We start from the raw sequence: 18,939 nt of genomic DNA, 5'->3' as shown, positions 1-18,939 counted from the left end.
ATGCCCCAAATCCGCGTTGCCGCCCTGGACGATTTGCCGCGCCTGCACCGGCTGATCGAGCGGGCGTATCGCGGCGAATCGGCGCGGGCCGGGTGGACGCATGAAGCGGATTTGATCAGCGAGGGCGCGCGCACCGATCTCCCCGCGCTGACCGCCATCGTCGAGGACCCGAGCCAGCGCCTGCTCGTTGCCGAGCGCGACGGTGCCGTGATCGGCTGCGTCCAGCTCAGCGACAAGGGCAAGGGCACGGCGTATCTGGGCCTGCTCTCGGTCGATCCCGCGCTCCAGGCCGGCGGCATCGGCAGGCGGCTCCTCGACGCCGCCGAGCGGCTGGCGCGCGAGGTATTCGAGGCGAAACGCATGGAGATGACCGTCATCGACAGGCGCGAGGAGTTGATCGCCTGGTATCGCCGCCGCGGCTATCTGCCCTCGGGTGAGAGCCGCGATTTCCCGATCCCGCTCGATCCGCCTTTGTTCATGGCGGTGCTGGTCAAGCCGCTGCTCTAACCTTTCCGCCTTCCCCTCCCTGCAAGGGAGGGGTTAGGGGTGGGGTTCGGAAGGCGAGGCTCGATGCCTCGACCTTTCGAATGTGGCGGGCCGTTGGAGCGCTCGCTATGCTCGCAACCCACCCCCGGCCTCCCTTGCAGGGAGGGGAGAAAGTCAGACATTGCCCGTCACCGCCAAGATCTGCGGCCTTTCGACGCCCGAGACGCTCGACGCCGCCGTCGCCGGCGGGGCCAGCCATGTCGGGTTCGTGTTCTTCCCGCCCTCCCCGCGCAATTTGAGTGCCGACCAGGCGCGGGCGCTGGCCGCCCGCGCGCCGGGGCATGTTCGCAAAGTAGGCGTGTTTGTCGATCCCGACGACGCTCTGGTCGATGCCGCGATTTCCGCCGGAATCGACGCGCTGCAGCTTCATGAGACCAGCGCACAGCGCCGCGCGGATATCGCCGCGCGCACGGGCCGCGAAATCTGGGCCGTGATTCCGATCAAGCAAGGCGCCGACCTCGCTTATGCCAACCATATCGGTGCCGCCGACCGCATCCTCTATGACGCGAAGACCCCACGCGGCGCCCTGCCCGGCGGCATGGGCATGCGTTTCGACTGGAAGCTGCTCCAGGGATTCCGCCACCCGCTCCCCTGGGCGCTCTCAGGCGGCCTGGACTCCGCAAGCATCGCCGATGCCGCGCGCATCACTGGGGCCAGCCTGGTCGATGTCTCCTCCGGCGTCGAAACCGCGCCCGGCGTCAAGGATGTGGACAAGATCGCCAGCTTCCTTAAGGCGGTCCGCTCCTTATGAACGCACCCAATTCCTATCGCGCCCAGCCTGACGAGCGGGGGCATTTCGGCCAGTTCGGCGGGCGTTTCGTCGCCGAGACGCTGATGCCGCTGGTTCTCGATCTCGAGCGCGAATATCGCGCCGCCCGGGCCGATCCCGCCTTCCAGGCGGAGTTCGACGACCTGATGCAGCATTATGTCGGCCGCCCCAGCCCGCTTTATTATGCCGAGCGGCTGACCGAGCATTACCGTGCGAGCGCTTCTCCGGGCAAAGGCGCAAAAATCTATTTCAAGCGCGAAGAGCTGAACCACACCGGCGCGCACAAGATCAACAATTGCATCGGCCAGATCCTGCTCGCCAGGCGGATGGGCAAGACGCGGATCATCGCCGAGACCGGCGCGGGCCAACACGGCGTCGCCACCGCCACGGTTGCCGCAAGATTCGGCCTGCCCTGCATGATCTTCATGGGCGCCAAGGATGTCGAGCGGCAGAAGCCCAACGTCTTCCGCATGAAGCTGCTCGGCGCGGAAGTGACGCCTGTCACCAGCGGCGCACAGACGCTCAAGGACGCGATGAACGAAGCGCTGCGCGATTGGGTCGCCAACGTCCACGACACCTTCTACATCATCGGCACCGCGGCAGGCCCACACCCCTATCCCGAGCTCGTGCGCGATTTCCAGAGCGTGATCGGCACCGAGACGCGCGCTCAGATCCTGGAACGCGAAGGCCGCCTCCCCGATCTGCTCATCGCCGCGGTGGGCGGGGGATCGAATGCGATCGGCATGTTCCATCCGTTCCTGGACGATCCCGACGTCGCGATGCTCGGCATCGAGGCCGCGGGCCACGGCGTGGACACCGACAAGCACGCCGCGAGCCTCAACGGCGGCAAGCCCGGCATACTCCACGGCAACCGCACCTATCTGCTCCAGGACGAAGACGGCCAGATCACCGAGGCGCATTCGATCTCGGCAGGCTTGGACTATCCGGGCATCGGCCCCGAGCATAGCTGGCTGCACGAAAGCGGCCGCGTCGCCTACGAGCCGGTCACTGATGCGCAGGCGCTGGAAGCATTCCAGCTCTGCTGTTCGCTAGAGGGAATCATCCCGGCGCTCGAATCTTCACACGCGCTGGCAGCATTGGAAACCAAAGCACGGGAAATGAATCAGGATCGATTGATCGTCGTCAATGTCTCGGGGCGCGGCGACAAGGACATCTTCACGGTCGCCGAGGCTTTGGGGTTCGAGCTGTGAGAACGAAATCTAAAAGCCCTCTCCCCTTCAGGGGAGAGGGTTGGGAGAGGGGCATGCGTGACCAGTTGCTCATCGGTCGCGCAAAAGCGATGCGGAAAGAGGCCACAGACGCAGAGGTCCGAATATGGCTCGCGCTCAAGGCTAGGCGATTTGCGGACGTGAAGTTTCGGCGGCAGAAGGTCGTCGGTCCTTATATTGTCGACTTCGCCGCACGGTCGCCGATGCTGGTTGTCGAGGTGGACGGAGACACCCACGCAGACCGGGGGGAATATGACCACAGGCGTACACGCTACCTGGAAAATCAAGGGTATCGGGTAATTCGCTTCACAAACAGCGAGGTGATGACGAATTTCGATGGAGTGCTGATGGAGTTGGAGCACACTATCCGCACTCCCCCTCTCCCAACCCTCTCCCCTGAAGGGGAGAGGGCATTTTGACCCGCCTCGCCTCCGCATTCCCCGCCAACCGCGCCGCACTCGTCACCTTCGTGACCGCCGGTGACGGCGACACCGCGGCGATCCTCGACGCGCTCGTCGCGGGCGGCGCGGATGTGGTCGAGCTCGGCATGCCGTTCACCGATCCGATGGCCGACGGCCCCGCGATCCAGGCCGCAAACCTGCGCAGCCTCGCCAAGGGCACCCGCACCGCCGATGTGCTCGCCATCGCCGCCGCTTTCCGCGAGCGCCATGCCGATACGCCGCTGGTGCTGATGGGCTATGCCAACACCATGACCTGCCCCGGCTTCGCCGCGAAGGCGGCAGCGGCGGGCGTGGACGGCATGATCTGCGTCGATGTCCCCGCCGAGGAAGCTGATACGCTCGCCGAGTTCACCGAGAACGGCATCGACGTGATCCGCCTCGCCACCCCAACCACCGATGCCGCCCGCCTCCCCGCGGTCCTCCACGGCGCCAGCGGTTTCCTCTATTATGTCTCGGTCGCCGGCATCACCGGGCTACAACAGGCCGCTCAGTCATCCATCGCCGAAGCGGTAAAGCGCCTCAAGGCTTCCACCACGCTCCCGGTCGCGGTCGGTTTCGGCGTCCGCACGCCCGAACAGGCTGCCGCCATCGCCCGTGTCGCGGATGGCGTCGTCGTCGGCTCCGCGATCGTCGAACTGGTCGGGCAGCACGGCGCTGATGCGCCCGAGCACGTCCGCGCCTATATCCGATCCCTCTCGACGGCGATTCACGCCGCACGCAAGGAAGAGCAATGAGCTGGATCAGCCGCGTCCGAAACGTCCTGTCCTTCGCGCCGAAGAAGGATACGCCCGACAATCTCTGGCATAAGTGCAAGGGCTGCGGGACGATGGTATTCCTAAAGGAACTGGAGGAGAACCAGCATGTCTGCACGCAATGCGATCACCACGATCGCATCGGGCCGACGCTCCGCTTCAAATATTTGTTCGATGAAGCCAGCCATACCGTCCTGACCAGTCCCAGGGTCACCGAAGACCCGCTCAAGTTCCGCGACACCAAGCCCTATGCCGCCCGCATCAAGGCCGCCCGCATCGCCACTGGCGAGCCAGATGCCTTCATAAACGCGAGCGGCAGGATCCTCGGTCGCAAGGCCGTGATCGGCGTCCAGGATTTCGCCTTCATGGGCGGATCGATGGGCCAGGCGGTGGGCGAGGCGTTCATCCACGGCGTGGAGGCCGCGATCGCAGCGCGGGCGCCCTATATAGTGTTCACCGCCAGCGGCGGCGCGCGCATGCAGGAGGGCATATTGTCGCTGATGCAGATGCCGCGCACCACCGTGGCGATCGAAATGCTCCACGATGCCGGCCTGCCCTATATCGTCGTGCTGACCGATCCGACTTCGGGCGGCGTCATGGCCGCCTATGCCATGCTCGGCGACGTTCAGATCGCCGAGCCCCGCGCCACCCTCGCCTTCACCGGCCGCCGCGTGATCGAGAACACGATCCGCGAAAAGCTGCCCGACGATTTCCAGACTTCGGAATATTATCTCCAACACGGCCTGATCGACATGGTCACTCACCGCAAGGATCTGCGCGAGACGCTGGGCAAGCTGATCGGGCTGTTGTGCGAGGAAAAGGCGGCGGCGTGATTTGCTCTCCCTCTCCCCGCTTGTGGGGAGAGGGTCGGGGAGAGGGGCCTGAACGGCACGCTCTTCGACTGCCCCTCTCCCCAGCCCTCTCCCCTGATGGGGAGAGGGAGTAAGTGGACCACGCCACCTCCACCGATCCCGCAGTCCAGCACCAGCTAGACCGCCTGACCCTCCTCTCCCCCGGCGCCGACATCCTCGGCCTCGGACGCATCACCGCGCTGCTGGCTCGCGTCGGGGATCCACATCTCCGCCTGCCCCCGGTCTTCCATGTAGCCGGCACCAACGGGAAAGGCTCCACCTGCGCCTTCCTGCGCGCCGCGATCGAAGCGGCGGGCCTCACCGCGCACGTCTACACGAGTCCCCATCTCGTTCGCTTCAACGAGCGCATCCGCCTTGCCGGCAAGCTGATCGAGGATGCCGAACTGGCGCCTTTGCTGGAGGAAGTGCTGGATGCGGGGGGCGATATCGGAGCGAGTTTCTTCGAAGTCACCACGGCCGCCGCCTTCCTCGCCTTCGCCCGCACCCCCGCCGATGCTTGCATCGTGGAGGTCGGCCTGGGCGGGCGGCTCGACGCCACCAACGTGATCCCCCGCCCCGCCGTCACCGGCATCGCCCAGCTCGGGATCGATCATCAGAGCTTTCTCGGCGACACTGCCGAGGCGATCGCCGCCGAAAAGGCCGGCATCGCCAAGCCCGGCGCGCCCTTGATCACCTCCGATTATCCTGACGGGATCGCCCAACTGATCGCCGACAAGGCCGAAACGGCAGGCGCGCCGATCTACCCGGCATTCCGCCGCTGGTTTTGGGGAGAAGCGCACGGACGGCTTCAGTATCGCGACGAGAAGGGCGCGCTGATGACATCGCTGCCCGCGCTTGCCGGGCCGCACCAGCTCCAGAACCTCGCGCTCGCCATCGCGATGCTTCGGCACCAACAAGCGATCCACGTCCCCCTCGCTGCTCTCAAGGCCGCGGCGACCAGCGCCCGCTGGCCCGCGCGGATGCAGCCCCTCTCGCCTGGCCCGCTACTCGATCTCCTGCCGCCAGGGAGCACCCTATGGCTCGATGGCGGACATAATCCCGCCGCCGCCGAAGCCGTCAGCGCCACGCTGGCTGAAGTGGCCGAGGCCCGGCCCGTGCACCTAGTCCTGGGCATGCTGGCCAACAAGGACGCACATGGCCTCCTCGCTCCCTTTGCCCCCCTCGCGCGAAGCCTCCGGGCCGTCCCAGTCCCCGGCCACGAGCATCACGCGCCCGCTATCCTCGCTCAAATAGCCCGCGAACTCGGCATCCCTCGTGCCGCGCCCGCCGCCGATGTGTCGTCCGCGCTCAGCGATATCGCGCGGAGCGGAGAGGCTCCCGTCGTACTGATCCTCGGCTCTCTCTATCTCGCGGGAACGGTGCTTGAGGCGAATGGCGAGCTCCCGGACTGAGTCCGAAACGCACGCGCCTATTGCAATCCCTGCGGCGGCAGTTCGATCTCGGTCAGCATCCACCTCGCCCCGCGCAGGCGGAAGACCAGCGTGCCCGGCTTGCCGTCACGGCGGATCATGCTGAAGCGGTCGATACTGTCGCGGCGCACAAGCATGTCGCTCGCCTTGAGCCCTACCCGGCCGGGCTCCGGTTCCCCCGCCAGCGGCGCCGCGGCAAAGATCACGCGCATGCCCTCGGGCGTCACGGCGATATCCACCAACCGCTCGGCGATCCCGCCGGCTACGAGCGCTCCGAGCACGCCGTCATCGCGCTCTCCGCTTTCCATCCGAGCACGCAGCTGCCGCTTGAGGCTGGCGCGCACCGCGGGATAATCGACATGCCGCGAAAGTGCCGTCACGTCGCGCGCCTCGGCGGCATCCTTCATCGATTGCAGCGCCCACCAGGGCGAGGCCCAATACCAGCCGCCCGCCGCCACCGCGGCGATCAGCAGCAGGGCGACCAGGACACGCTTCATGCCGACGCCCGCAGGCGAGCCAGTGTGTCGGTCGCCCAGCGATACATGTCGGCATCGGCGGCGCGCTGCTGGCGATCGAGCCGCTTCATCCGGCTCTCCACTTCCTCCAGCACCTTGACTGCCCGGCGCTCCCAGCCCTCGGCGAGCAGCAGCGCCGCATAACGGCAGCGCGCCTCCTCGCCGGGGATCCGCGTCACAACGTCCTCATACAGCGCCAGCGCCTCGGCATTGCGCCCCAGATGCTCCAGCGTCTTTGCGCGCAACAGCGCCTGGCGGTCCTTTTCGCTCTGCCCCATCGGCTCTGGGATCACATCGAGCAGCGCGAGCGTCTCGGCGCCCTGCCCGGTCTCATAAAGCGATGTGGCCAGCTTGCCCTGGGTGCGCAGATCGGGCTCGCCCACGGTCATCCGGATGCTCTCCCGGTACAGCGGCACTGCCTCCTCATGCCGCCCGAGCGCCGCCAGCGCATCCGCCGCGCGCAGCCGGTTGGCAGCGGTGTCCGCAAGGTCGAGGCTATCCTTCGCGGCGCGCAATTCGCGCTCTGGATCGATCAGCGCCACGACATTGTTGCGCGCGGTCCGCACGTGGCGATTGCTTCCCAGCCCAGGCAATATCTCGACGAAGAAATAGGCAAGCGCGCTCACCACGGGCAGGAAGATCAGCGCCGACAGCCAGATAGGATTGCGCCCGTTCCGCATCAGGTGGACGATGCACAGCACCTGCAGGCCGATGACTGCGACATAGGGCATCAGATCGGTTTCGCTGCGCCTTCGGTTTCGGCTCCAGCGCGCGCCTTACGTACGCTTTCGACCACGAAACCCTTTTGCCACAGAATCCACAACAGGATCATTCCCGGAAGGGCCACCACGGTGGTCATCAGCCAGAAACCAGCCCAGCCCAGTTCTTCCGCGAAATAGCCCGCAGGCGCCGCAAGCCAGGTCCGCCCGACGCCCGCCAGCGACGAAAGCAAGGCGAACTGCGTCGCAGTGTAAGCCAGGCTCGAAAGCCCCGATAGATAGGTCACGAAAACCGTGAGCCCCATGCCGCTGGTCACCTGCTCGGTCGCCACCGCGATGGTGAGCCAGAGGTTCGAATGACCCTGCGTCGCGAGGATCGCGAAGGTCAGATTGCTCACCATCATCAGCGCGCCGGAAACGAACAACGCCCGCCCCATGCCCAGCCACGCCATCAGCGGAGCGGAGAGCGCGGTGCCGACGATCAGGCCCCAAAAGCCGATCACCTTATTGATCGCGATGAATTCGGTGTCGCTGAATCCAAGTTCGACGATCATCGGGTTTAGCATCGCCTGACCCATCGCATCGCCAAGCTTGTAGATGACGACGAACAGCAGAATGAGGACCGCACCGCGGCGGACGAGGAATTCGCGGAACGGCCCGATCAGCGTCGATTCCAGCCACGCGCCAGCTTTTTGCGCCGGCGCGGAACTCAATACCTTGTCGTGCAGCCCCGGCCCCGTCCAGAGCGCCGCGAGCAGTCCTGGCAGGATGCAAAAGCCGGTTAGGCCATATGCCATCGCCCAGCCCATATCGAACCCCTCGGGCGAGGCGATCGCGATTGTTCCGACGCCCGCAATAAACGCGCCTAGACGGTAGCCGAACTGATTGTTGGCAGTGCCGTGTGCCAGTTCGTCTTCCGGAAGGATTTCGATCCGGTACGCATCGATGACGATGTCCTGCGTCGCCCCCAAGAACGCTGTGGCGATCGCCCAAAAGGCGAATACGCCGAGATGTAATTCGGGCTGGCTGGCACCCAGCATCCAGACCGACACGAACAAGAGCGCCTGGATCGTAAACAGCCACGCGCGCCGCTGGCCGAACATTCCGGTCAGCACGGGCAATTTGATCCGATCGACAAACGGCGCCCACAGGAATTTGAGCGCATAGGGCGTGGTGAGTCCGATGGCGAAACCGATCGTCTTCTTCTCGATGCCGACCTTGGCGAGCCAGAAGGTCATCGTGCCAAGCAGCAAGGCGAGCGGGAATCCGCTTGAAATTCCTAGCAGCAATGCAGCGATCGGCCGCGCCCGGAAATAGGGAGCCATGGTCGCGACGAAGCCGCCCCGCGTGCCCTCCCCCAGAATCGTACCGCTTGCCATTCCGATTGCCCCCTCGACCTTTGCGGAAACTAGCGCAAAATCCGGCGAAGGCCAGAGGGATAGGCTGCGGGATAGGACTCGTTACGCCGCCTGCGAAAACAGGCGGAACCCGCCCGGCAGCTTCTTCGGCTTCTTGCCCTCGATCACCGCTTCGATCGCGGTGATCGCCGCCAGCAGGTTGCGTTGGGGATAGGGTTTTGACAGGCATCCCGCGGCCAGCGCCATGGCCTCGCTCGGACAATTGCCCGTTACGAACAACACCGGGATACCGCGCTCATATGCGCGCTGTGCCACCTCGATGCCGCTGCCATCGGCCAGGTTCACGTCGGCGAGCAGCAGGTCGATTTCCTCGCCTTCGTCCAGCACGCGCAGCGCACCGGCCACCGAATCCACTGTGCCGACGATTTCAAATCCCTCGGTGCTCAGGAAATGTTCGTTGTCGAACGCCACCAGCGGCTCGTCCTCGACAATGAGGAGCCGCTCGATCAGCCGCTTTTTCTTTCCACCGAATAACATTCGTTACGCTCTCACCCACTGGGCCTTGCCGTGGCCTTAACGCGCAAAACGTTATCCCGGCGCAATAATTTTTGCAGGCGTGCGCACAATCGCTATATCGCCGCCGTGCCCCCATCCAAACCCAATGAGCCCGGCCGCGAAGGCCAGCGAATCGCCAAGCTGCTGGCCCGCGCCGGAATCGCGTCACGCCGGGAAATCGAGCGCATGATCGCCGACGGCCGCGTGGCGCTGCACGGCAAGGCCCTCGATACTCCCGCCACTGTCCTCATGTCGCTCGAGGGCGTCACCGTGGATGGCAATCCCGTCGAAGCGCCCGAGGCCGCGCGCCTTTTCCGCTACCACAAGCCCGCCGGGCTCCTCACCGCGGAGCGCGACTTTACCGGCCGCCCGACGATTTACGATCGCCTGCCCAGCGGCCTCCCCCGCGTCATGCCGGTCGGGCGCCTCGATTTGAACACCGAGGGGCTGTTGCTCCTCACCACCGACGGCGAGCTCAAGCGCGAGCTCGAATTGCCCGCCAGCGGAGTCGAGCGCAGCTATCGCGCCAGGGCATATGGCCAGGTCGCCCAGTCCCAACTTGAAGACCTTATGCTCGGTGTCGAGATCGAGGGCGTGCGCTACGGATCGATCAACGCCAATATCGAGCGCCGCACCGGCACCAATATGTGGATCGAGATGACCCTGACCGAGGGCAAGAACCGCGAGGTCCGCCGCGTGCTCGAGCATCTCGGCCTCCAGGTCAGCCGCCTGATCCGCACGCGCTATGGCCCGTTCTGGCTGGGCGATCTGCCCCCCGGCGATGTCGACGAGATCCGCGCGAGCGACCTCAACACCTTCCGCACTGTCCTCTCCAAGCCCGGCGGTGGCAAGGCGGCGTCCAACTTGCAGTTCGCCGTTCGCGCCCGCGTTCCGGCGGCGCGGCCCGTGCCCAAGCCGGAGCCCGTCCGGCCCGGCGTCCAGCGTCGTGAGCCCGAGCGCTCGGCCGCGCGCACCGCCGCCGCCCATGCCGTGCGGCCGGTCCGCGAGGCTCCCCAGCGAGCTGCCGCCCAGATCCCTCCGCGTCCGGAGCGACCGGTGCGCGAGGATTTCGGCCACCGCCGCGGTGCGGCCCGCGCCGCGCCGGCGCTGGGCGACGCCGCCCGCGCCGATCGCAAGGAGGCCCGATTCACGCCGCGCATCACTCCAGCTCGCGCCCCTGAGCGGCAGCTCCGCGAGCGCCCCGCCCGTGACGAGGCGATCGCCAAGCCCGCCCGCGCGGCCCGCGCCCGCGCGCATCGCGACACGCTGGAGCCGCGCGCCGGCGCAATTGTCGATCGCCCGACCAAGGGGCCCTCGGGCGGGCGCGGCAAGCCTTCGCGCCCCGGCAAGCCCGGCAAGCCCGCGCGGTCGCCGCGCACGCGCAAATGAGGGTCATCGCCGGCCAGTGGCGCGGCCGTCCGCTGCTCGCGCCCAAGGGCGAAGTCACCCGCCCGACCGCCGATCGCACCCGCGAGGCATTGTTCTCGATGCTTGCCAGCCGCATCGGCAGCTTCGAGGAACTCGCGGTCGCAGACCTGTTCGCCGGCTCCGGAGCGCTCGGACTGGAGGCGCTGTCGCGCGGCGCGGCCTCATGCCTGTTCGTCGAGCATGACAAGGCCGCGGTGGACGCGCTCAAGGGCAATATCGCCAAACTCGGAGCCAAAGGCGCCGATGTCCGCGCGGCCTCCGTGATGACGCTCGGCCACGCGCCCAAGCCGCTCGATCTGATCCTGATGGACCCGCCTTACGGCACCGGCGCCGGCAGCGTGGCGCTCGACAAGCTCGCCCGCCTGGGATGGACCGGCCCGGCCACCTGGGTGAGCATCGAAACCGCCAAGGATGAAATTCCCGAAGTCGCCGGCTTCACCGCGGACGCCAGTCGCGTCCATGGCAAGGCGCGGATTACCTTACTTCGCTCGACCTAAAACCAGGGCGCCAGCGTATAGCCCACGTCCTGCCGCACGCCGCCGCGCTCGATCGTCAGCTTCACTTGCTTGCCGGGAGGCCCATTGGTCGCCGCGATCAGCGGGCCGAGCGCGCCGACCGCGACATCGCCCTTCTTCAGCCCCGCCGCCGCGGCTGGGCTCCCGGTGCCGACATCGGCGATCGTCACGCGGCCGCCATCATCGTCCAGCCACAGCCCCGATAGCGGATAGCCACCCCGCGGCACCGGCGCATTGCTGCGTGCCGCCCACACGACTTTCCGCGAAGCCTGGGTCGAAAGGTTGAGCCGTTCCAGCGTTTTCAGGCCGATAATCCCGTCCATGCGCCCGCTCGGCGTGCCCGGCTCGCTCAGCCGCACCAGCGGATTTTCGAACACGAACGATCCGATCTTGAGCTGCTTGGCGCGAACCAGTCGCCCCGGCACGCGGTTCCTGCCGATCCCCGAGCCATATTGCGGCGCATAGGGCCGGTTGGCGTCCCACAGCCCGGATTTGGACGTCGCCCGTCCGAAAAGCAGCAACTCTCCCGGAGCCCCGGTGTCGAGCAGGAAGTCGCCGGTATATCCGTCCACTGTCGCATCCGCGATGATCCGCTCGCCGCCGCGCGGATCGGTGAACCGCGACTTCAGCCGCTCCATCCCGTCGAAATTGGGCCGCCCGCCGGGATAAGCGCGCCACTCCCTTTTGGTGAAGTCCAGGTCGCTGTCATAGCTGGTGAACAACCCGGCGCCGAACGTGCCCACCGCATCCTTTGATGGCCTCTCGCGCATCCCGGCAAACAGCATGTCGGGAAAGCGTATCCCGCTCGCCAGCGTGACCGTGCCGGCATTGTACCAGCTATAGTCGCTCACCCCGCCGATCCCGATGCTTTGCCGTCCCTGCATCTTCTGGAGGTTCATCGATTTTGCGAAGCTGTCTTCGATCATCGACATGTATCCGCCGGTATCCACGACGAAGAAGAAAGGGCCCTTGCCGCCGATCTTCGCCGCCATCCACACGCGGCCGTCCTCGACCGCGAAGCGGTTGACGAACACCTTGTCCTCGGCCCCCAGCGCCCGCAGCGGCGCGCCCGCCGCCAGCACCAGCCCGCCGCCAAGAATCCCGCGCCTGCTCAATTGCATGATCTGCTCCCTTTAACGTCAACGCTAACCAGCCCGCGGAGACGAATGAAGCGCCAATGGCGTCGCGACCGGGAAATCAGCCGCATTCGTGCCGCCTGATCTCCACCACCTTGCCGCTGGCGTCCTTTACTTCCTCGCGCCCCGCCTGGCAGTTCCCCGCTTCCACTGGCGTGCTCGTCCGCCACGCGACGAATGCCGCCAGTACTGCGAACGCCAGCACGATTGCGATCCTCGTCTTCCGGTTGCGCCAGTTCATGCGCCCTCCTAGCGCGAGCAAAGCGTCACGCGCAACTTGCTCCGCAGCCCCCCGTTCCCTAACTGTTCACAATGAGTCTCCCCGCGCCCACGCCAGACGATCCGCCCTATATCCAGGGCCTCAATCCGCCCCAGCGCGAAGCCGTGCTCACCACCGAGGGCCCCGTGCTCGTCCTGGCGGGGGCCGGCACCGGCAAGACCGCCGCGCTCACCGCGCGCCTCGCGCACCTGCTCTGGACCCGCAAGGCATACCCGTCCGAGCTGCTCGCCGTCACCTTCACCAACAAGGCCGCGCGCGAGATGAAGGATCGCGTCGGCCGCCATGTCGGCCAGGCGGTGGAGGGCATGCCTTGGCTCGGCACCTTCCACGCGATCGGCGCGAAGATGCTGCGCCGCCATGCCGAGCTGGTCGGGCTGCAAGCGAACTTCACCATCCTCGACACCGACGATCAGCTGCGGCTCCTCAAGCAGCTCATCACCGCCAACGATTTGGACGAGAAGCGCTGGCCCGCCAGGGCGCTCGCCGGCCTGATCGATCAGTGGAAGAACAAGGGCCTGACTCCCGCGGAGATCGGCGCGGGCGAGTCCGAGCAATATGCCAACGGCAAGGGCCAGTCGCTCTACCAGCAGTATCAGGACCGCCTGCGCACGCTCAACGCCTGCGATTTCGGCGACCTCCTCCTCCACATGCTCGTCATCCTCAAGACCCACCGCGACGTGCTCGAGCTCTACCAGCAGCGCTTCCGCTACATATTGGTCGATGAATATCAGGATACCAACGCCGTCCAGTATCTCTGGCTGCGCCTCCTCGCGCAGGAGCGCCGCAACCTCTGCTGCGTCGGCGACGACGATCAGTCGATCTATTCGTGGCGCGGCGCCTTGGTCGAAAACATCCTCAAATTCGACAAGGATTTCCCCGGCGCCAAGGTCATCAAGCTCGAACAGAATTACCGCTCCACGCCCCACATCCTCGCCGCCGCATCGGGCGTGATCGCCAACAATGGCGGCCGCCTCGGCAAGACGCTGTGGACGGACAAGCCCGAGGGCGAAAAGGTCAAGGTGCTCGGCATCTGGGACGGCCCCGAAGAGGCGCGCAGAGTAGGCGAAGAGATCGAAGGCGCGCAGCGCGGCGGCCTCAGTCTCGACGACACCGCGATCCTCGTCCGCGCCCAGCACCAGACCCGCGAGTTCGAAGAGCGCTTCATTTCGATCGGCCTGCCCTATCGCATCATCGGCGGCTTCCGCTTCTATGAGCGCGCCGAAATCCGCGACGCGCTCGCCTATCTCCGTGTCGTCGCGCAGCCCTCGGACGACCTTGCCTTCGAGCGCATCGTCAACACCCCCAAACGCGGCCTGGGCGACAAGGCCCTCGCAAAAGTCCACCAATATGCCCGCGCGGAGGGCATCCCCCTGACCACCGCCTCCGCCCGCATTCTCGACACCGACGAGCTGACTCCCCAGGCCCGCCGCTCCCTCGGCAACCTGGTGGGCGATATCGCCCGCTGGCGCGCCATGGGCGACACCCTCCCCCACCCAGAGCTCGCCCGCATCATCCTCGACGAGAGCGGCTACACCGCGATGTGGCAAGCCGACCGCACCGCGGAGGCCGCAGGCCGCCTCGAAAACCTCAACGAACTCGTGCGCGCGATGGAGGAATATGAAAGCCTCACTGCGTTCCTCGAGCATGTCAGCCTCGTCATGGACAATGAGAGCAACGCCGATGAGGCCAAGGTCACCATCATGACCATCCACGCAGCCAAGGGCCTGGAGTTCGACACCGTATTCCTCGCCGGCTGGGAGGAAGGCATCTTCCCCTCGCAGCGCGCGCTCGACGAAGGCGGCCTCGCCAGCCTCGAGGAGGAACGCCGCCTGGCCTATGTCGCGATCACTCGCGCGCGCAGAGCTGCGACGATCCTCCACGCCGCCAACCGCCGCATCTACGGCCAATGGACCAGCAGCCTGCCCTCCCGTTTCATCGCCGAACTCCCCAGGGAGCACATCGCCGAGGAAAGCACGATGAGCGGCGGGGCGAGCCTGTGGCAGGCAAACTGGAGCGACCGCGCCGACCCCTTCGCAGATGTCGGACGCGGCACCGGCCGAGGCCCCGGCTGGCAGCGCGCGGCTGGCTTCGATCCCAAGAACCCGGGCGGCAGCTTCACCACTCGAACCTTCACCCGCGAAGCCCCCCGCGTCCTTGAAGGCAAGGCCAGCGCGATCAGCGTCGGCGCCAAGCCGCGCGCGGACCTGTCGGTCGGGCTACGCGTGTTCCACCAGAAGTTTGGATATGGCGAAATCGCCGAGATCGAGGGGAATAAGCTGGAGATCGATTTCGAAAGCGCCGGGCGAAAGCGGGTTATGGATTCGTTCGTGAGTGTTGGAGAATAGCCCTTCCCCTCTCTCCGCTTACGGGGAGAGGGTGGCCGAGCGAAGCGAGGTCGGGAGAGGGGGCAGGAACAAGGGAGGACACACCGAATGCGTGACCCAGAACTCCTCCGCCGCGCCCGAGAAATGCGCGCCAATCCCACCCCGCCCGAAGCCCGCCTCTGGTACCATCTCCGCGCCAAGCGCTTCGAAGCCACCAAGTTCCGCTTCCAGACCGTCCTCGGCCACTACATTATCGACTTCACCAGCCGCACCGCAATGCTGGCGATCGAAGTAGACGGCGACACCCACGCCACCCAGGAAGAGTACGACGCCCGCCGTACCGCTTTCCTGGAAAACGAAGGCTTCCGCGTCCTCCGCTTCACCAACAGCGACGTAATGAGCAACTTAGACGGCGTGCTACATGACATTAGCAAGGCAATTTCCCTCTCTCCGCTTGCGGGGAGAGGGAGGGAGCCGACAAAGTCGGCGGAAGGGAGAGGGGCATACAGCTTCAACCGCGCCGTCTCGAACAGCCCCCTCTCCCGGCCTCGCTAACACTCAGCCACCCTCTCCCCGCAAGCGGAGAGAGGGAAGATTGCAACCAGTACGTCGGCTCACTACTCGTCGATTTCGGATCGCTCCGCAGGACGCAACGGCGGTATCGCTGTGGCGCTTCTTTTTTCACACTGCCCCTCGTAGGTGAATGTATTGCTGTAGGACGATCCGAGTGACGGTCCCTTATAGACGCGCCGCGAGCCTTCGTGTTGTCCGGTGGCCGCGATATACGCGTCGGTCATACTGAATGTGCGCCCGTCCGCTTTTTTGACGAGAAGCTGAAACTGATAGCGTCCCTCGTTGATGTATTCGATCCGATGGATCTCAGTGCATCGATCAAGACAATAGAGCATCCTGGAAGGATCGACGCGATAGACATGCGTGTAAGGCAATTTCTCTTGCCTTCCATCGTCGTGAGTCTCTGTGCGAACGCCCGTGCAAACGAGATTGAACGCCAAGCTTGCAGCTAAAATAAGGTGCGCCATGTCTTGGAGGTAGTTCGAACATGAGGAGCGATCAACAATGCTCCGGTCTTCCTCACGCGCTGCACACCTGATATAGTCACCAAACTAGTCAGGAGCCCGCCCCGCCATGGAACGCATCAATCTAGCCGACGCCAAGGCGCGCCTCAGCGAGATCGTCGATCGAGTCGAGGCTGGCGAGAGCATAGAGATCGTCCGCCGCGGAAGGCCTGTCGCGCGGCTTACGCCTGCAAACCCTCAGAAGAGGCCCGTCGATGTCGCGGCGCTTCGCCTTGCCGCCAATAAGACGCCCTATCAGCACGAAAGCGCCGGCGATCTGATTCGCAAGATGCGTGACAGCGGCTATTGATATATTATCTCGATGCTTCGGCGGCGGTCGCTGCCATCACGCGGGAGGAGCATAGCGAGCGCCTCTGGCGCTGGCTGGATGACCATTCCGACGAACCGATCCTGTGCAGCGGCTGGACCACGACGGAAGTGTCGAGCGCGCTTTCGATCAAGGTCCGCACCGGCGCGTTCAGCATGGAAGACCGCCTCTCTACTTGGAACAGCTGGCGCAAATTCCGTGATGCCAGCCTCGCCGACATCGCGGTCAATCCCGAACATTTCGAAACGGCAGCCCGCATGTGCGACCGTCCCGACCTCGGGCTCCGCGCGGGCGACGCGCTGCACATCGCGATAGCCGAAAGCGCTGGTCTGACGCTGGTAACTCTCGACGCGACCATGGCAAATGCGGCGCTCCACCTCGGTATCCCCGTCGAGCCCATCTGAAGCTCAAACCCCTTGCAATGTAGGATTTCCTCGGCTTGGCTGATCCGGTCTCCGGACCGCTCTTTGAACCGTCGCAGCCACCAGCCACACCGCAAAACGCGCCATTGGCGTAACCTTTGCGTGACCTTCAGCGGAATCGCGCTCCGCGCGGGCCACCGCCGAAACCGCGCATTGGCCTAAACTTCGCCTAAACTTCCGCCCCCTCAAGCCCCTCACCCGCCGCTCTCAGCACCTCCGCCGAAGCCCTGAGCGCCGTCATTTCGTCCGCATCCAGCTCGGGGGTCAACACGCGCTCCACTCCGCTCGCGCCCAGCACGCACGGCAGGCTCAGATACACGCCCTCGATCCCGAACTCCCCGGTCAGCAGCGTCGATACCGGCAGCACGGCATGCTCGCCGCGCACCAGCGCCTCGCAGATCCGCACGACGGCCGTCGCCACGCCCCAGCTCGTATATCCCTTGCCCCCGACGATCGCATAGGCCGCCGTGCGCACTTCCTTCGCCACCTCGTCGCGGTCCACCCCTCCCGGCGCGAACGCCTCCAGCGGCATCCCACCCACGCGCACGCCCGAAAAGGCCGCGACTTCGCTGTCGCCATGCTCACCCAGCACCTGCGCATGGATCGCCCCCGGTGCGACATCGAGCCTTGCCGCGAGCGCCTGGCGCAGCCGGTTGCTGTCGAGCAGCGTCCCCGTGCCGATCACGCGGGCCGCGTCCAACCCCGAGCGCCGCATCGCGACCTGCGCCATCAAATCCACCGGGTTTGAGGCCACCAGCAGGATGCCGTCAAAGCCCGCCGCCATCAGCGCATCGACGCATGTCTCCACGATCTTGGCGCTGCGCCCCGCCACTGAAAGCCGGGATTCGTCCCCATGCGTGGCCGCCCCCGCAGTGATGACGGCGATGCCAGCCCCCGCAGCGTCGGCATACTCGCCCGCCCAGATCCTCGCGGGACGGGCCAGCGCATTGGCGTCTTGCAGGTCGGCGGCCTCAGCCTGAGCCAGCGCCGGGTCGCTGTCGATCAGCACGATTTCGCGGAAAAGCGCGCGGAGCATCAGCGCATAGGCCGCGCTGGCTCCGACATGCCCTGCCCCGATGATGACGATACGCTGGTGTTTGATGAACTTGCTCCTCGGGTGAATAGCGCACGCCCTTAGCACGCTCGCCACGTTCACGTCCGCTTCACGCGCATTGCTGGAACGTTTCCGGGTCCCCGCTCGTATCCACGGGCAGGATCAGAGGAGAGACCAATGAAGACCTTTACATGCCTAGCCGCGATCGCCGCGGCCACGCTCACCGTCGCCGCGCCCGCTGCGGCGCAATCGGGCGGCGCCCGCTATGCTCAGGGGCAGGACGAGGAGTCGCGCTTCGATGCGGCCCAGCGCCGGTTCGACAGCGAATATCAGGCCTATCAAGCCGCGGTGGAGCGGTATCGCCAGTCGCGTTCGCGTGGCGGCGGCGATTGGCGCGATGGGCGTCCAGGTGGCCCGGGCGGCTCGGCTTACAACGATCCGCGCGACGACGAATTCTACGATCCCGCGCGCGATTACCGTACCGGCCCGAACTATCGCGAGCGCGTCCTGACTCAGGACGACCGCGTCTATCGCGGCAATGACGGCCGCTATTATTGCAAGCGCAACGACGGCACGACGGGTCTCATCGTCGGTGCGGCTGCCGGCGGCTTGTTCGGCAACGTCGTCACGAGCGGGCGTTCGCGCACGCTTGGCACATTGCTGGGCGCGGTTGCCGGCGGTGCGCTGGGCACTTCGGTTGAACGCAACCAGGAAGTGCGCTGCCGCTAAGGATGATGAGGGGGGGCGTCGCCGCTTCGCGCGGCGGCGCCCTTCGCTTGTCAGGCCGCGACGGCCTCGTGCGACGGGTCGATCGCCATCACCGCGCCGGCATATTTATCCAGTTCGGGATCGAACAGGTCGCTGGGCCCGAAGCTTCGCTGGGTGATCGCCAGCTCGCTCAGGCCATCCAGCTTGAATGTGCCGATCTTGGCCTCGCGCGGCAGCATGTTCTCGCGCGAGACCACCAGCGCATCGGTATAAAGCCCTCCGCCCCGAAAATAGAGGATGTGCGGCGCCAGGATCATGCGCTTGCGGTTGTAGGTGGCGGAGACGCACCGCATCCGCACGATCGCCTCGAGGATCGTCGCCGTAGGCCCGCTTGGGCCGTCGATTGCCGTAGCGCTATCTGAACTCATACTCCATGTTATGGAGATTATGCTGCGATGCAGCAAGGGGGCGTGCAAGCTTTTC

At 65.8% G+C, this 18,939-nt stretch carries 23 protein-coding genes; 14 read left to right on the top strand and 9 right to left on the bottom strand.

All coding sequences use genetic code 11. The annotated features are described in order from the left end of the window. The 7 genes from VF617_RS12350 (at position 1) to VF617_RS12320 (ending at position 6,020) form a co-directional block, all read left to right on the top strand. On the top strand, positions 1-507 hold the full coding sequence (locus VF617_RS12350) for a GNAT family N-acetyltransferase (protein WP_331015189.1): 507 nt from the start codon (positions 1-3) through the stop codon (positions 505-507). A 160-nt stretch (positions 508-667) separates the two neighbouring features. Continuing rightward, a complete protein-coding gene (locus VF617_RS12345; protein WP_331015188.1) occupies positions 668-1,297 on the top strand; it encodes a phosphoribosylanthranilate isomerase in 630 nt (209 codons plus the stop codon). Then, the gene (trpB, locus tag VF617_RS12340; protein ID WP_331015187.1) at positions 1,294-2,526 is read left to right on the top strand and encodes a tryptophan synthase subunit beta; all 1,233 of its coding nucleotides are present in this window, start codon (positions 1,294-1,296) and stop codon (positions 2,524-2,526) included. The genes VF617_RS12345 and trpB overlap by 4 nt, the downstream gene beginning before the upstream one ends. 53 nt (positions 2,527-2,579) lie before the next feature. Beyond that, positions 2,580-2,963 carry an endonuclease domain-containing protein gene (locus tag VF617_RS12335; protein WP_331015186.1) on the top strand — a complete coding sequence of 128 codons (384 nt, stop codon included), beginning with the start codon at positions 2,580-2,582 and terminating at the stop codon, positions 2,961-2,963. Next, complete coding sequence (gene trpA, locus VF617_RS12330; protein ID WP_331015185.1) at positions 2,960-3,739, top strand: tryptophan synthase subunit alpha; 780 nt, start codon at positions 2,960-2,962, stop codon at positions 3,737-3,739. The genes VF617_RS12335 and trpA overlap by 4 nt, the downstream gene beginning before the upstream one ends. Next, entirely contained in the window at positions 3,736-4,590 is an 855-nt protein-coding gene (gene accD / locus VF617_RS12325; RefSeq protein ID WP_331015184.1) for an acetyl-CoA carboxylase, carboxyltransferase subunit beta, read from the top strand. Before trpA ends, accD begins: the two co-directional genes overlap by 4 nt. A gap of 113 nt (positions 4,591-4,703) precedes the next feature. Next, positions 4,704-6,020: a folylpolyglutamate synthase/dihydrofolate synthase family protein gene (locus VF617_RS12320; RefSeq protein WP_331015183.1), complete on the top strand. Its 1,317-nt coding sequence runs from the start codon at positions 4,704-4,706 to the stop codon at positions 6,018-6,020. Between the two features lie 17 nt (positions 6,021-6,037). On the opposite strand, the gene VF617_RS12315 is transcribed toward VF617_RS12320, so the two are convergent. From VF617_RS12315 to VF617_RS12300, 4 genes are all read right to left on the bottom strand, one after another. Then, a complete protein-coding gene (locus VF617_RS12315; protein ID WP_331015182.1) occupies positions 6,038-6,535 on the bottom strand; it encodes a DUF2939 domain-containing protein in 498 nt (165 codons plus the stop codon). After that, positions 6,532-7,284, bottom strand: coding sequence for a tetratricopeptide repeat protein (locus tag VF617_RS12310; RefSeq protein ID WP_331015181.1), 753 nt, complete (start codon positions 7,282-7,284; stop codon positions 6,532-6,534). Before VF617_RS12310 ends, VF617_RS12315 begins: the two co-directional genes overlap by 4 nt. Then, positions 7,284-8,651 (bottom strand): AmpG family muropeptide MFS transporter, encoded by a 1,368-nt coding sequence (locus VF617_RS12305; RefSeq protein WP_331015180.1) that lies wholly within the window; start codon positions 8,649-8,651, stop codon positions 7,284-7,286. Before VF617_RS12305 ends, VF617_RS12310 begins: the two co-directional genes overlap by 1 nt. A gap of 81 nt (positions 8,652-8,732) precedes the next feature. After that, positions 8,733-9,167, bottom strand: coding sequence for a response regulator (locus VF617_RS12300; protein WP_331015179.1), 435 nt, complete (start codon positions 9,165-9,167; stop codon positions 8,733-8,735). 105 nt (positions 9,168-9,272) lie between these two features. Here VF617_RS12300 and VF617_RS12295 point away from each other — a divergent pair, with 105 nt between their 5' ends. Then, the gene (locus VF617_RS12295) at positions 9,273-10,574 is read left to right on the top strand and encodes a pseudouridine synthase (protein ID WP_331015178.1); all 1,302 of its coding nucleotides are present in this window, start codon (positions 9,273-9,275) and stop codon (positions 10,572-10,574) included. Then, positions 10,571-11,110 carry a 16S rRNA (guanine(966)-N(2))-methyltransferase RsmD gene (gene rsmD, locus VF617_RS12290; RefSeq protein WP_331015177.1) on the top strand — a complete coding sequence of 180 codons (540 nt, stop codon included), beginning with the start codon at positions 10,571-10,573 and terminating at the stop codon, positions 11,108-11,110. Before VF617_RS12295 ends, rsmD begins: the two co-directional genes overlap by 4 nt. On the opposite strand, the gene VF617_RS12285 is transcribed toward rsmD, so the two are convergent. Together VF617_RS12285 and VF617_RS12280 are read right to left on the bottom strand one after the other, a co-directional pair. Beyond that, complete coding sequence (locus tag VF617_RS12285) at positions 11,107-12,249, bottom strand: aspartyl protease family protein (RefSeq protein WP_331015176.1); 1,143 nt, start codon at positions 12,247-12,249, stop codon at positions 11,107-11,109. The two genes, rsmD and VF617_RS12285, sit on opposite strands and share 4 nt — an antisense overlap. A 76-nt stretch (positions 12,250-12,325) precedes the next feature. Further along, entirely contained in the window at positions 12,326-12,505 is a 180-nt protein-coding gene (locus VF617_RS12280; RefSeq protein WP_331015175.1) for a hypothetical protein, read from the bottom strand. 71 nt (positions 12,506-12,576) lie between these two features. Here VF617_RS12280 and VF617_RS12275 point away from each other — a divergent pair, with 71 nt between their 5' ends. Next, complete coding sequence (locus VF617_RS12275; RefSeq protein WP_331015174.1) at positions 12,577-14,889, top strand: ATP-dependent helicase; 2,313 nt, start codon at positions 12,577-12,579, stop codon at positions 14,887-14,889. An 87-nt stretch (positions 14,890-14,976) separates the two neighbouring features. Further along, positions 14,977-15,423, top strand: coding sequence for an endonuclease domain-containing protein (locus VF617_RS12270; RefSeq protein WP_331015173.1), 447 nt, complete (start codon positions 14,977-14,979; stop codon positions 15,421-15,423). A 62-nt stretch (positions 15,424-15,485) separates the two neighbouring features. Here VF617_RS12270 and VF617_RS12265 read toward each other — a convergent pair whose 3' ends face one another. Continuing rightward, a complete protein-coding gene (locus VF617_RS12265) occupies positions 15,486-15,881 on the bottom strand; it encodes a hypothetical protein (RefSeq protein WP_331015172.1) in 396 nt (131 codons plus the stop codon). Between the two features lie 133 nt (positions 15,882-16,014). Here VF617_RS12265 and VF617_RS12260 point away from each other — a divergent pair, with 133 nt between their 5' ends. Both VF617_RS12260 and VF617_RS12255 read left to right on the top strand, forming a co-directional pair. Further along, positions 16,015-16,254 (top strand): type II toxin-antitoxin system prevent-host-death family antitoxin, encoded by a 240-nt coding sequence (locus tag VF617_RS12260; RefSeq protein WP_331015171.1) that lies wholly within the window; start codon positions 16,015-16,017, stop codon positions 16,252-16,254. Then, complete coding sequence (locus tag VF617_RS12255) at positions 16,251-16,676, top strand: type II toxin-antitoxin system VapC family toxin (protein WP_331015170.1); 426 nt, start codon at positions 16,251-16,253, stop codon at positions 16,674-16,676. The genes VF617_RS12260 and VF617_RS12255 overlap by 4 nt, the downstream gene beginning before the upstream one ends. A 187-nt stretch (positions 16,677-16,863) precedes the next feature. On the opposite strand, the gene VF617_RS12250 is transcribed toward VF617_RS12255, so the two are convergent. Next, entirely contained in the window at positions 16,864-17,850 is a 987-nt protein-coding gene (locus VF617_RS12250) for an L-lactate dehydrogenase (RefSeq protein ID WP_331015169.1), read from the bottom strand. A 75-nt stretch (positions 17,851-17,925) separates the two neighbouring features. On the opposite strand from VF617_RS12250, the gene VF617_RS12245 reads away from it, so the two are divergent. Then, positions 17,926-18,477, top strand: coding sequence for a glycine zipper 2TM domain-containing protein (locus tag VF617_RS12245; protein WP_331015168.1), 552 nt, complete (start codon positions 17,926-17,928; stop codon positions 18,475-18,477). A gap of 50 nt (positions 18,478-18,527) precedes the next feature. Here the strand turns inward: VF617_RS12245 and VF617_RS12240 are convergent, their stop codons facing one another. Then, on the bottom strand, positions 18,528-18,884 hold the full coding sequence (locus VF617_RS12240; protein ID WP_331015167.1) for a WYL domain-containing protein: 357 nt from the start codon (positions 18,882-18,884) through the stop codon (positions 18,528-18,530). Positions 18,885-18,939 lie beyond the last annotated feature (55 nt).

Origin of the sequence: Sphingomonas sp. (assembly GCF_036388215.1) — a bacterium.
GTDB lineage: Bacteria > Pseudomonadota > Alphaproteobacteria > Sphingomonadales > Sphingomonadaceae > Sphingomonas.
This window is presented reverse-complemented; position numbering and strand designations above follow the sequence as displayed.

Bases quoted from the DNA above. Each gene is read 5' to 3' on its own strand.
- VF617_RS12350 (WP_331015189.1), top strand. From the start codon at position 1: ATGCCCCAAATCCGCGTTGCCGCCCTGGACGATTTGCCGCGCCTGCAC.
- trpB (WP_331015187.1), top strand. From the start codon at position 1,294: ATGAACGCACCCAATTCCTATCGCGCCCAGCCTGACGAGCGGGGGCAT.
- VF617_RS12335 (WP_331015186.1), top strand. From the start codon at position 2,580: ATGCGTGACCAGTTGCTCATCGGTCGCGCAAAAGCGATGCGGAAAGAG.
- accD (WP_331015184.1), top strand. From the start codon at position 3,736: ATGAGCTGGATCAGCCGCGTCCGAAACGTCCTGTCCTTCGCGCCGAAG.
- VF617_RS12315 (WP_331015182.1), bottom strand. From the start codon at position 6,535: ATGAAGCGTGTCCTGGTCGCCCTGCTGCTGATCGCCGCGGTGGCGGCG.
- VF617_RS12310 (WP_331015181.1), bottom strand. From the start codon at position 7,284: ATGCCCTATGTCGCAGTCATCGGCCTGCAGGTGCTGTGCATCGTCCAC.
- VF617_RS12305 (WP_331015180.1), bottom strand. From the start codon at position 8,651: ATGGCAAGCGGTACGATTCTGGGGGAGGGCACGCGGGGCGGCTTCGTC.
- VF617_RS12300 (WP_331015179.1), bottom strand. From the start codon at position 9,167: ATGTTATTCGGTGGAAAGAAAAAGCGGCTGATCGAGCGGCTCCTCATT.
- rsmD (WP_331015177.1), top strand. From the start codon at position 10,571: ATGAGGGTCATCGCCGGCCAGTGGCGCGGCCGTCCGCTGCTCGCGCCC.
- VF617_RS12285 (WP_331015176.1), bottom strand. From the start codon at position 12,249: ATGCAATTGAGCAGGCGCGGGATTCTTGGCGGCGGGCTGGTGCTGGCG.
- VF617_RS12280 (WP_331015175.1), bottom strand. From the start codon at position 12,505: ATGAACTGGCGCAACCGGAAGACGAGGATCGCAATCGTGCTGGCGTTC.
- VF617_RS12275 (WP_331015174.1), top strand. From the start codon at position 12,577: ATGAGTCTCCCCGCGCCCACGCCAGACGATCCGCCCTATATCCAGGGC.
- VF617_RS12270 (WP_331015173.1), top strand. From the start codon at position 14,977: ATGCGTGACCCAGAACTCCTCCGCCGCGCCCGAGAAATGCGCGCCAAT.
- VF617_RS12260 (WP_331015171.1), top strand. From the start codon at position 16,015: ATGGAACGCATCAATCTAGCCGACGCCAAGGCGCGCCTCAGCGAGATC.
- VF617_RS12245 (WP_331015168.1), top strand. From the start codon at position 17,926: ATGAAGACCTTTACATGCCTAGCCGCGATCGCCGCGGCCACGCTCACC.
- VF617_RS12240 (WP_331015167.1), bottom strand. From the start codon at position 18,884: ATGAGTTCAGATAGCGCTACGGCAATCGACGGCCCAAGCGGGCCTACG.